The sequence below is a fragment of the uncultured Roseivirga sp. genome (genome assembly GCF_963973945.1).
Taxonomy (GTDB): domain Bacteria; phylum Bacteroidota; class Bacteroidia; order Cytophagales; family Cyclobacteriaceae; genus Roseivirga.
Window position 1 is genome coordinate 79,144 of sequence record NZ_CAXBBV010000015.1, and the last position, 11,505, is coordinate 90,648.

Genomic DNA, 11,505 nt, shown 5'->3' on the forward strand with positions numbered 1-11,505 from the left:
TCAATGCTCTTTTACGCTTAATAAAGCTCATGTAATTTATTAAAATTTCTTTATCAGTATATAGGTTCTACTAGCTTTAACGTCTCGCTAAGAGTAAAAGAAGGCGAGATGATAAGGTTAGAACGAGATGTAGTAATACTATGCCTCAGTGAGTTTGGCTTAAATCTTCGTTACAAATGAGGATTAATGGAATGCTCGGTCTATCAGTAGAAACCGTTAAAACGGTTGAAATTGGTAGGGGAGCATATAGCCCACGGTTTAAACCCTGGGCGATGGGAATGAATGTTTGAAGCAATGGTTTTGACCATTTTATAGGCTACTACAGCCAGTCGCTCGGTTGTGCCGAGTGACGTCTTATTGTAATGACTCTAAGTTTTTTAGATACATAGATAATTCAGGCTCTCTATTTTTTCTTGCAGTAGCAATGGCTTCTTTATACCATTTCTCTGCTTTTTTTAGTTCTCCACCATGCTTAAAATAATTTCCCATCTCATTTTGTAAAATTGAAGTATTGGGAAATTTTTCGAGCCCTAATTCTAAAATTTCTAGAGCGTCTTCCAATTTATTATTGTCAAGATAAAAACTAGAAAACCTACTGAACCAGCTAGCTTGTCGATAGTAATTTTTAATGAATTTTTTCCCATCCATTTCCGATACTAGCTCCTTAAATATTATAAAATTGTTTTCTTTATGAGCTTGTAACAAAAGATAGTGTTTTGTGTCAGCGTGAATCTCTTCTGAAATTTGATATTTTCTACCTCTATCTTGATAGTGTTCTTTAAGTCTTTTAATACCACCAAAATCTAAGAACTCATTAATTGAATAAAATCGGATTGGTCCATAGTCACTAAAAAATAGTTTCAACCCCTCATTTATAGTAGTCAACGGAGTTGTGTAGTGATTCTCTTTATCTGAAAGATTGTATTTCCATTGTACGTTTTTTGCTGGATGCCTTTGAAAAATAGAATCTAAGGAAGACATGGATTCTGTTGCCCAATTTTCAACAGTTCCTAATGCCGTGTATAGCTTTAACTCATTTTGCGTATTAGTTTTCAACATTTTGCTTACGCTTTCTAAGCGATCTTTTGATATATGTGTAGGACTTGATAAAAGAAAACCTTTAAAAAGATAAGGTTTGTTCGCAAATATCTGAACACCGAGTCCCGCTGCCATTTCCCATCCAAAATAAATTCGCTCATTGAGTGTTTCGTATTTTGAGTTTATTTCAGGAATCAGTTCCTCTTCTAGGAACTGGATGAACTTAGAAGACTCTTCATAAAATAAATTACGTCTTTTTACCGGGTCAGTATTAATTCCAACAACAATGAATTCTGGGGCAATTTCCTGCCAAGTAAGGTTTTGTTGAAATGCGATGCCATTTAAGAAATAGCGCTGGGCATCTAACACATAAAGAACTGGATACTTTTTTGAATTCCCGTTGTAGTTAAGAGGTAAGAAAACTTGAATATCTCTGTCTTCTTGTAAAATTTCAGATTTTAGAATTATTGAACTGCCAAACCCCTTTTCTTCGTATAAATTTTGGGATACAACTCTGTTTACTGTAAAAAGAAGAATTATTATGAAATAGATTTTTGTCATTTTATGTTTTCCAATTAGTGCCCACGTTATGTATTAGTCACAAAAGTGACGTATATCCTTGAAATTTTTTATTTACCTATATAAATGATACGCCAGTATAAACGTAGCTTTTTAATTACTCATTCACCTGAATGAATACTTAATTTTCCGAAAAACATCGTGTTATGATTCTTGACCCATTGGTAAAGAACACGTTGAGAATTTTTTTAAGGCTTGAGCTGTCCTTTGGGCTTGATGTTTAACCCTTAGTATCTCTATACCTTGTTAGCCCTGACTTGATACTCTTAGAAATTACTTTTGATTGCACTTATATACGTCCATACAATAAACAGGAATTGTAATGGGATTCTAAACCACAAATAAGTAAGACCATTTCCTTCAAATGTCCCTTTTTGGTAATTCACTTTGTTCATAGAAGCATATATATTGGCTGGTAACATTAGCAGGAGAAAAATAACAAGTGCCCACCCAGATACTGTTTGAAATTTAGGAATTAGTAAACCTAATGCTAACAGAATTTCAAATATTCCGCTTAAGTAAACTACGCTTTCTTTAAAAGGAACAAATTCAGGTATCATCATTGACATTCCTTTCGTAAAGGCAAAATGTCCAATGGCTGTAAAAAGAAGCATTATCGACATTGCAATTCTTGCGGATAAGGCAAAATCATACTCTGTTTTGATGATTTTAATTACAAAAATCGAGACTGTAAAACTTAGTAAAAGTAGAATTAGTGGTTTCATGTTTTTCTGAAGTATGAAATACAAATTTCAGAAAACACTTAGGTGGATACAATGAACCCAAGTTAAGTAATGCGCCTCCTTATTCTGCTCAATGCTTGTGGAGTAACACCAATGTACGAGGCAATATATTTTAATGGAATTTGCTGTAGTAACTTTGGACGGCTGGAGAACAAATCCAAATATCTTTCTTCTGCTGTTTTGCTCAATAGAGAAAGTTCTCTTTTAGATTTTAGTAAGAACATGTTTTCAGCCATTCTACGTCCGATAATGTTTCCACTGCTTGTCCTTTCATAAACTTCTTGTAAGTCTTCGAGAGAAATTTTCCAAAGAACTGTTTCGGCCAATGTTTCAATTTGATATTCGGAAGGAACCTGTGTTAAAAATGAATCGTAAGCTGTGACAAACTCATTTTCGAATACAAAGCCAAAAGTTAAATCACTTTCCTCTCTTGGTATATACAGTCGGACTATTCCCTTTGATATAAAGGATAAATGATTCTCAACATCTCCAGAATTTAATAGAATAGAATGTTTTTTGAGTTTTACTTCTTGCAGCTTTGAAGAAAAAAACAGCCAATCAGAGTCGTTCATTGGAGTTATATTTTCAATAAACCTTCTGATTTCGTTCATTCACAATGTTTTAATTTGCTAGTGGCTAGCGGTCTTTTATATGGCTCGTTGCGTGCAAATTAGCATTATCCTTTCGGTTGAACACATGCCGGATTTTTTAATTTTCTATTCCATTTTTCAATTGGCCATATTCGGTGTTCTAGGCAGTTTTTTAACTATTCATTATTCTTAAACTCAAATCTACATCTGTTAGTTTTTCAATGACAATTCGGATTTAAGGGAGAGGCGAAGACCAAAGTGAGATCAATAAGGGCAGAATAGTCTCGGTCTATCAGTAGAAACCGTTAAAACGGTTGAAATTGGAAAGGGAGCACATAGCTCAAGGTTTAAATCCTTAGCTATGTGAATGGATGTTTTGAGCAATGGTTTTAACCATTTTGTAGGCTATTACCCCGCTAGTGATAGCGTCTCGCTAAGACCAGAGGATTAGTGGGAAAGCCTAGTTGCAGACTACACTCAGTTGAGAATTGGATGCATTGAAAATTGATACTCCCCTTATTTGAACGTTAACGTATCTATATATAGGCTATCAGGTGCCAGAGGTGATTCAGGATTCCATGTATATGTGTGAAAATAGAAATAGACCACATCATTAGAAACCGTAATTGCATTCCAACTGGTCTCGATGTTATCGAATTTCCTGATGTTCAAAACGTTTAAATTTTCATCTAAGTGTATAACGAATGGGTGACCTTTGCGTGTGTCAGGGTCAATTTCATATTCATTACCAACGGTATATACTTGCTTGTCAACAACATGAAAATCTTTGGAATAAAGAACCTCAACCTCACTCACTAATTCGCCACCGTACGTATATTTTGCGATTCTGCTTTTGCGCAATAGCCCAGAATCATTTTTGGCGGTATTGGAATAAATGTAACCATCGTCTGCTTGTATTTCTACAAACGTTTCAGCGATATTCCAATCTGCCAAATCTGTTGTCAACTCAAAATCGTTAACGATATCTCCTGAGTCATTAAGAATGGTCACCGAAATACCATTAACCCTGGTTAGATTATTACGGTCACCATACGTCACAAACAAAAAGCCGTTATGTGCTACGATATCTTCATAAACATAATCCGCAAAGTCAATTTCTTTCTTCCAGTTTAATTGGCCCTCTGAATTCAGAGATGCGATATTGACAACTTGCTCATATCCTGGTTGTCCTGTCCTCCAATAAAAGTAAAGAGAAGTACCCATCCGGATCAAGCTGGAAGATCCTAGTATACCGTGGTCATTTGAAAAACTATATAACAGTTGATCTTTCCCGATATTATTGATTTGAAATATTCTTACATCTTTATCATTAATGTCATGCCTGACTACTTCTTTTGTATTGTTGTCATGGAAGACTCTCTCATTGATTTGCCAGTTAAGTTGTCCTTTATCACTAATATTCACTCCTGAGCTGTAACCTGCCAAGTATATTCCACCTTCTGAAGAAGGATGCAATTTGATACTAGTAAGCTGAATTTCACCGGGAACGATGTCGTTAACTGACAATACTAAAGGGAAAGCAGCGTTCGGTTCATCATTAATGACTAATACTTCTTCTTGCTTACAGGAAATAATAATAAAGAGGAGTACATAACATAAGGCATTTCTCATATCTCTTAGTTTTTAGTATTAATAATACACTCAATGACAACCGTCACCCATAAGCTGTACTTTTTGCTTTTATGTAAAAACACCTTGCCGTACCAGACTATGCATAAAGCACAGTAAATTTATGGAAGGTAGTGTTTGTTGGCAATTGCCCTATAGTTTTAGCAAAAAATCAGGGTTTATGACCTGTAATAAGCATAATAAACTGACAAATAGCAATATAGAAATTTCCTATTGCTAAATGAATAATATGTTAACTGGACTTAATGGCAATAACAAGAGAGGATAGTGCAGGCTATGAGGGTGTTCTGATGACTATATCGTTTTCCATCCTTAGGTGGCTTGTTGGTGAAGAAGAATAGTTAGGGCGGAATGTCTCGGTCTATCAGTAGAAACCGTTAAAACGGTTGAGATAGGCAGGGGGAACACATAGCCCACGGTTTAAACCGTGGGCTATAGGAATGAATGTTTTGAGCAATGGTTTTAACCATTTTGGCTGCCACTGAATAGCTTGTTTTATAGTTTACCGCCTAGAACAGTCACCTTGTAAAGGTCTTTTCCAGAAACACAGAGGGAATTGATTTGTGGGTCGTGAAAAGATTCCTACGGAATGACTTAGTGTTGAACATTCTGTAGTTGATGTTTTTTGACCAAATAAGCTTGCTGCCCTGTAAGCCCGCGAAGCCTCGGGGTTTTTCAGCAATACAGAACGATCATTAAACCGCACGGAGCGCGGAGTGACGCAGAGGTGAATTTGACTTATTCTGAAATCATTGTTGCAAACGAGGATTAGTGAGATACCCAATAAAAAAGCCCGTTCCTTCTACCAGAAGAAACGGGCTTTAATCTTTTTTACGCAATACCAATTACACAGTACTCATTACTTCTTCACTGCCTTTTCAAAAGCGGCTGTGCCACCTACAATAGGAATGGAAATGCTGGTGCCGTCTAAATCAACGGTGAGTTCGGTGCCTGGTGCTGGCCAAAGCGTAAACTCACGGTCGGAAGACATAATCATGACGCCAATTTGCTGTCCAGCAGCAATGATTTGATCGTCAGGCTGCAATTCAAAAGACATTTCGTAGAATTTACCCGGTACCAAAGGCTCACTTTCTCTTAATGATTTATAGTTCTGAGGATCGGCCCAACCGCGGGTAATCAGGTTGTCGGTAATTTTAGAGTTTCTACCTTCTGTCCATGGTAAGGAAACCAACCAAACGGAAAGGTTGGCGGCTGGTTTACTGCTCGCTAGTTTAATGGAAACCTTCACGGTACCAGAAATATGCACTGGCGCAGTAAGTACTGGAGAAACGTAGAGCAATCTGTGGTCGGTGATTTCGGCTTGGGCTAAAGTGGAGCCTGAGAAAGAGTAATTATCTACCAAAGTCTCTTTGCCTTGATTAGCCAAACGTTTTGTGCTGATGCCACCTGCTTTTGGAGCACCTTTCGACAAAAAGAACTGTACAGGTTTGGCTTCTGGATTCGGGTAATCGGCATAAGCAGTGGGCTTGTCATTGGGGTCGTTTTCTCTGACAATCCAAGCCTTCGCATCATTTTCTACTCCATTTTGAACGCCATGTAAATAGCGCGTAAACCAACGGTTCATCATCGACATAGGGGGAGGCCCACCATGTCCGCCTTGGTGGTAATATATTTGAGTAGGAATGCCTTTTGCCTTGGCGGCTTCAGAAATACGTAAGCTATGCTCTGGCACCACGTTCCAATCGTTAAAACCATGCGACATCAGTAAAGCAGCCTTCATTGGCCCCATATCATTCAAGTAATCACGGCCTGCCCAAAAGTCATTGTAATCACCCGTGATTCTGTCCATGCCGTTCTTCATTTCCGTGTCTCTTACGGCCTTATTGTTATAAGCACGTTTCGATTCATCACCGCTGTGAATGAAATCATAAAGCACATCAATGTCTTCGCCTAAATAGCCTCCCGGAGATCTAATCAAGCCATTTGATCTATAATAATGGTAGTAGGAGGTGTTCGGTGCAATAGGAATGATGGCTTCCAAACCTTCAACACCCGTGGTAGCAGCTGCCAATGGCAATGTTCCATTGTAGGAAGTACCCGTCATGCCCACTTTTCCAGTGCTCCAAAATGCTTTTACTTCTTCATTTCCGTCAGGACTGGTGTAGCCTTTTGCTCTTCCGTTCAGCCAGTCAATCACCGCTTTGGGTGCTAATGATTCATTGTCGCCACCCACGGTAGGAGAGCCCTGAGAAAGGCCTGTGCCCGGAGAGGAAGAATGCACCACGATATAGCCGCGCGGCACCCAAGTTCTAATCTGAGAATTTGAAATGATTGGTCGCTCGCCTCTGCGCGTTACTGTAGGGTTTACCCTTGCAGGTGGGGTAGCGCCCAATTCGTGTTTAACGTTCCATAATACACCGTCAGCCAAAGAAGCGGTTCCGGCAAAGTACGGGCTCGATTCGTAAACAATCGGCAGTTTTAAACCTTCTGTATCGGTTTGGTACGGACGGGTAACATCCACATGCATACGGTCTGGTTTGCCGTCTCCATCCGTGTCAAATTCAGTTTCAACCCAAAGGTCATGTCGAATCCATTTTTCAGGATCGTTGAAGGCGGGAACAATCTGTGCTTCGCCATTTTCGAATACAGGAACGGCCTTTTGTGCATTGGCCGTTGGTAAAAAGCCCAAAAAGAGCAGCACAAAGTAAGCCGCTATATTCAGTACCGATGATTTTTTCATAAGCATTTCTTTAGTAGAATAGAATCAAATGCGTCCAAGCTAATGGGACGATGACAGGAAGATAGACGAAGCCCGTCAATAAGACAAATCCATACTCCTTATTTAGCTTCTTTGAAGATTAGGTTTAGGCTTTTGAATACAGCTTTTTGGCGCGTTGTACATCCGTTTTACCGACCTCATCAATCGCTAGAAAGTAATCCAATTGCCATTGCTGTGTTTTGAGGGCTTGCTTACTCAAAGGTTTGTCCCATAAAGGGTACACCCGAATGGCCCTTTTTCCTTCTTTGGAAGGAGTGGTAAAAACGTCTTTTTCAATCAATACTTTTTTTGGGAAAATGAACTGCCCAATTTGATTTTCAGAACGCACATTGATGATTACAAAATCAAAACTGTCCGAAACATCAAAAGGCTGGATTGGGCCATTGTTTAATCGTTTCCAAAGCGTAACAAACTGCCCAATTTTAGTAGGAGTGATCTTCGCATTTCTACTCACAATCTGTAAACCATTTAGCTCGAATGTGCAGGCTCCGTAATCTTGACTTTCCTTTTCTGCTTCAAAGTTGGTGAGTTCAAAGCGTAGTGGCTTGTAGAAATTGTCTGTAATGATTTGGAGGTTTGGGTTGGGCATTTAACTCAATATTGACGCTGAACTTATGAAATTAATAATGTGGTTGCTTTCCAAAAGTGCCCGAACCTTTGTTTTAACGGTCTCGTGTATGAGTAGTAGCGTGGTTTAGCGATTAAGTTTGCAAGTACACACCAAACTGATAATTCGCGGAGATTTTCGTAAGTAGGCGAGAGCAAGCAATTATTTATAGCCATTGTTATGCGTTCGTAATTTTGTTAACTGTAGAAGTTTTTACGGCTTCATTTCCACTCTAATCAACCTAATTGTTTTAGTGTCACTTAAATTCTCCACCGAATGTGGTGCTTCTGGGTTCTTATACATTGTCAAAGGAAAAACAAGAGGTTCAGGTATTTTACGAGTATCCATAATTATATTCCCTTCTCCATCACGGTCTATGAAATCTCCTGCTTCCATTATGTAAAGTACACTTGGCCACTGATGATGATGGACAGGTTCTAATTCTTTTGGCGCAAGAGTTACTTCCAAAACTCTTACTTTGTCATTTTCAAATAAAATTTTATGGTTATTTGGTGCAGACACAACTGCATCTTGGTCTTTAGGCCAATCTGCTGGATTTCCAGTTTTGTACAAAAGCTTTTGTTCATCAGTTGTTTGTCCTAAAACAGAAATAGTCGAAAATGCTGTAAAGCAAATCACAGAAAGTAAAAATTTAAAAGTTGATGTCATATTTGGTCAGTTTTAATTTAAGGTGCTTACTCTAATCGGTTTTCAGTTTTCCCGTTTTTCTTTGTTACTGTCGTTCGAGACATTGCGCACAACGTTATGTATACGCCACGTTTTGGCTCATGTATCTCATGTAATTTATTAAAACTTTCTTATAGCATCCAAATATTGGTCGCTATAAGGAAGTTTACTGAAGGTATATATTGTCCAAGGGTGATTTTATTTTTTCAATCCTTCGTGAGTAATATGTGTATATGCTTTATAGAAAAGCCTGAACGCTTCCAAAGAAGAATTTATTCGTAATCCTTAAACTCTAAACTTTAAATCCTTAAATTCTAAACTCTGAATTGTTTACATCTTTTCGGTTTAAACCCTTTCTCGCAATTCATCTTTGTTTAGTTTTGTTGCCTTTAAGAACACGACCAGTACATGCAAGCACATTTTCAGCGAATCGCTACAGAACTTTCTATCAACCCAAAACAAGTAGCCACCACTGTAGAACTTTTGGACCAAGGAGGTACAGTGCCCTTTATTTCTCGCTACAGAAAGGAATTAACAGGCAGTTTAGATGAAGTTGAAATTGCGTCCATTCGTGATCGAGTGTTGCAACTGCGCGAACTGGACAAAAGAAAAGAAGCGGTTTTAAAGTCACTAAAAGAGCAAGACAAACTTACAGACGAGCTTGAGAAACAGGTAAACGAGGCCGAAACCATGGCCCGCTTAGAAGATATTTACCTGCCTTATAAGCCAAAGCGCAGAACCAAGGCCACCATTGCCCGCGAGAAAGGACTAGAGCCTTTAGCGAAACTTATTTTTGAACAAACCAATGCTGATCCTTACGTCAAAGCCGCTGACTTTGTAGATGCTGAAAAGCAAGTGGAAGATATTGAGCAAGCCTTACAAGGTGCGCGTGATATTATGGCCGAATGGATCAATGAAGATCAGGAGGTAAGGGCAAAAATGCGTAGGTTCTTCCAAGAAAAAGCCGTTTTCAAAGCCCGTGTATATCCGGGTAAGGAAGAAGAAGCGCAGAAATACAGAGATTATTTCGACTGGGAGGAAAGCGTAGCCAAGGCTCCTTCGCACCGTGTTTTGGCCATGCGCAGGGGCGAAAGCGAAATGTTCCTGATGTTGGATACCGTTCCGCCAGAAGAGGATGCTATTGAATTGCTCGATCGACACTTGATACAAGGAAATTCGCAAAGTGCAGAACAAATGAAATTGGCCATTAGAGATGGTTATAAGCGTTTGCTTCAGCCGAGTATGGAAACGGAACTACGCATGATTTCCAAGAAAAAAGCAGATGAAGAAGCCATCGAGGTATTTGCTAAAAACATGAAAGAACTACTGATGGCAGCTCCTTTGGGCAGTAAAAATGTAATGGCCATCGACCCGGGTTTTAGAACGGGCTGTAAATTGGTCTGTTTAGATAAACAAGGGCAACTGCTTCATTTTGAAGCTATTTACCCACACGAACCACAAAGACAAACCGCCAAAGCGGGCGCTACCATTAAGCATTTGGCAGGGAAATTTAATATCGAAGCCATCGCCATTGGCAACGGAACTGCGGGCCGAGAATCAGAAACTTTTGTAAATAGCTTGGGGCTGCCAAAATCCATTACCATGGTGATGGTGAATGAAAGTGGCGCCTCTATTTATTCTGCTTCGCAAATCGCCAGAGATGAATTTCCGAATGAAGACATTACCGTGCGAGGAGCGGTATCTATTGGACGTAGGCTGATGGATCCTTTGGCGGAATTGGTAAAAATTGACCCGAAATCCATAGGAGTGGGGCAATACCAGCACGATGTAGACCAAGGCGCATTAAAGCATTCATTGGACGATGTGGTGATGAGTTGTGTAAATGCCGTTGGGGTGGAAGTCAATACGGCTTCTGAGCAATTGCTTACCTATGTAGCGGGCTTGGGGCCACAGTTGGCCAAAAATATTGTAGAATACAGAAATTCGAACGGTCCGTTTAAGGACAGGGCCTCTATAAAAAATGTAACCCGTTTGGGTGAAAAAGCCTTTGAACAAGCGGCTGGTTTCTTACGAATTCGCGGAGCCGTCAATCCTTTGGACGAGAGTGCGGTTCACCCAGAATCTTATGCCATTGTCAACCAAATGGCGAAGGATTTGAAATGCTCGGTTACGGACCTCATTCAGAAAGAGGAACTCCGAAAGCAAATCGACCTGAAAAAGTACATCACCGATCAAATTGGTTTACCCACCCTAAAGGATATTCTAAGCGAATTGGCCAAGCCAGGTCGTGATCCTAGAGAGCAGTTTGAAGCCTTCAGTTTTATGGAGGGTGTGAATAGCATGGAAGACCTAAGGGCAGGCATGAAACTACCGGGAATTGTAACCAACGTGACCAATTTTGGTGCATTTGTAGATATTGGTGTGCATCAGGATGGTTTGGTGCACATCAGCCATTTGTCCGATACATTTGTGAGCAATCCTGCCGACATTGTCAGTGTTCAGCAAAGGGTAGAAGTTACGGTACTCGAAGTGGATGCCAGCCGAAAACGAATTTCACTTTCAATGAAAGGCGAAGCAAAACCTCAAGTCAAGAAGAGCGAAAAGCCGAAACCAAAAGCCAAAGTTCAAAAAGAATCAGAAGGAGATATGGCCAGTAAGTTAGCTGCCTTACGGGGTAAATTTGGTAGTTAGTTATGGGGGATTAGTTGATCAGGAAAATAGAAAACAGTTGATCAATAAATCGGAAATCAGTTATCAGTAAAGCAGTAAACAAGTAAATCAGGAAATAATAAAGTAAAAAAAACAGTGAAGTGGGGAACTCAAATTGCTGGAAAAAACTCAGTCTTAACTGATCCCTGATCCCTGATCCCTGATCCCTGATCCCTGATCCCTGATCCCTGATCCCTGATC

8 protein-coding genes are annotated in these 11,505 nt (G+C 39.5%); 1 reads left to right on the top strand and 7 read right to left on the bottom strand.

Annotation, left to right across the window (positions count from 1 at the left end; genetic code table 11):
* Nucleotides 1-354: 354 nt before the first annotated feature.
* The 7 genes from AAC026_RS18045 to AAC026_RS18075 all read right to left on the bottom strand — a co-directional run bounded on the left by AAC026_RS18045 (nucleotide 355) and on the right by AAC026_RS18075 (nucleotide 8,616).
* On the bottom strand, nucleotides 355-1,599 hold the full coding sequence (locus tag AAC026_RS18045) for an alpha/beta hydrolase-fold protein (protein ID WP_339701028.1): 1,245 nt from the start codon (nucleotides 1,597-1,599) through the stop codon (nucleotides 355-357).
* Between the two features lie 284 nt (nucleotides 1,600-1,883).
* The gene (locus AAC026_RS18050) at nucleotides 1,884-2,342 is read right to left on the bottom strand and encodes a hypothetical protein (RefSeq protein WP_339701030.1); all 459 of its coding nucleotides are present in this window, start codon (nucleotides 2,340-2,342) and stop codon (nucleotides 1,884-1,886) included.
* A 62-nt stretch (nucleotides 2,343-2,404) separates the two neighbouring features.
* Nucleotides 2,405-2,971 (bottom strand): Crp/Fnr family transcriptional regulator, encoded by a 567-nt coding sequence (locus AAC026_RS18055; protein WP_339607707.1) that lies wholly within the window; start codon nucleotides 2,969-2,971, stop codon nucleotides 2,405-2,407.
* A gap of 495 nt (nucleotides 2,972-3,466) precedes the next feature.
* Nucleotides 3,467-4,582: a hypothetical protein gene (locus AAC026_RS18060; RefSeq protein ID WP_339701032.1), complete on the bottom strand. Its 1,116-nt coding sequence runs from the start codon at nucleotides 4,580-4,582 to the stop codon at nucleotides 3,467-3,469.
* 877 nt (nucleotides 4,583-5,459) lie between these two features.
* Nucleotides 5,460-7,301, bottom strand: a complete 1,842-nt coding sequence (locus AAC026_RS18065) for a Xaa-Pro dipeptidyl-peptidase (protein ID WP_339701034.1) — start codon at nucleotides 7,299-7,301, stop codon at nucleotides 5,460-5,462.
* A 124-nt stretch (nucleotides 7,302-7,425) separates the two neighbouring features.
* Complete coding sequence (locus tag AAC026_RS18070) at nucleotides 7,426-7,929, bottom strand: MepB family protein (RefSeq protein WP_339701036.1); 504 nt, start codon at nucleotides 7,927-7,929, stop codon at nucleotides 7,426-7,428.
* A gap of 231 nt (nucleotides 7,930-8,160) precedes the next feature.
* The gene (locus AAC026_RS18075; protein ID WP_339701038.1) at nucleotides 8,161-8,616 is read right to left on the bottom strand and encodes a hypothetical protein; all 456 of its coding nucleotides are present in this window, start codon (nucleotides 8,614-8,616) and stop codon (nucleotides 8,161-8,163) included.
* 426 nt (nucleotides 8,617-9,042) lie between these two features.
* Between AAC026_RS18075 and AAC026_RS18080 the strand changes: the two genes are divergently transcribed.
* Nucleotides 9,043-11,286, top strand: coding sequence for a Tex family protein (locus AAC026_RS18080; RefSeq protein ID WP_339701040.1), 2,244 nt, complete (start codon nucleotides 9,043-9,045; stop codon nucleotides 11,284-11,286).
* Nucleotides 11,287-11,505: the final 219 nt, after the last annotated feature.

What these genes read in the sequence shown, in the direction of transcription:
- AAC026_RS18055 (WP_339607707.1), bottom strand. Translation starts at nt 2,971, where the DNA reads ATGAACGAAATCAGAAGGTTTATTGAAAATATAACTCCAATGAACGAC.
- AAC026_RS18060 (WP_339701032.1), bottom strand. Translation starts at nt 4,582, where the DNA reads ATGAGAAATGCCTTATGTTATGTACTCCTCTTTATTATTATTTCCTGT.
- AAC026_RS18080 (WP_339701040.1), top strand. Translation starts at nt 9,043, where the DNA reads ATGCAAGCACATTTTCAGCGAATCGCTACAGAACTTTCTATCAACCCA.
- AAC026_RS18050 (WP_339701030.1), bottom strand. Translation starts at nt 2,342, where the DNA reads ATGAAACCACTAATTCTACTTTTACTAAGTTTTACAGTCTCGATTTTT.
- AAC026_RS18075 (WP_339701038.1), bottom strand. Translation starts at nt 8,616, where the DNA reads ATGACATCAACTTTTAAATTTTTACTTTCTGTGATTTGCTTTACAGCA.
- AAC026_RS18070 (WP_339701036.1), bottom strand. Translation starts at nt 7,929, where the DNA reads ATGCCCAACCCAAACCTCCAAATCATTACAGACAATTTCTACAAGCCA.
- AAC026_RS18045 (WP_339701028.1), bottom strand. Translation starts at nt 1,599, where the DNA reads ATGACAAAAATCTATTTCATAATAATTCTTCTTTTTACAGTAAACAGA.
- AAC026_RS18065 (WP_339701034.1), bottom strand. Translation starts at nt 7,301, where the DNA reads ATGAAAAAATCATCGGTACTGAATATAGCGGCTTACTTTGTGCTGCTC.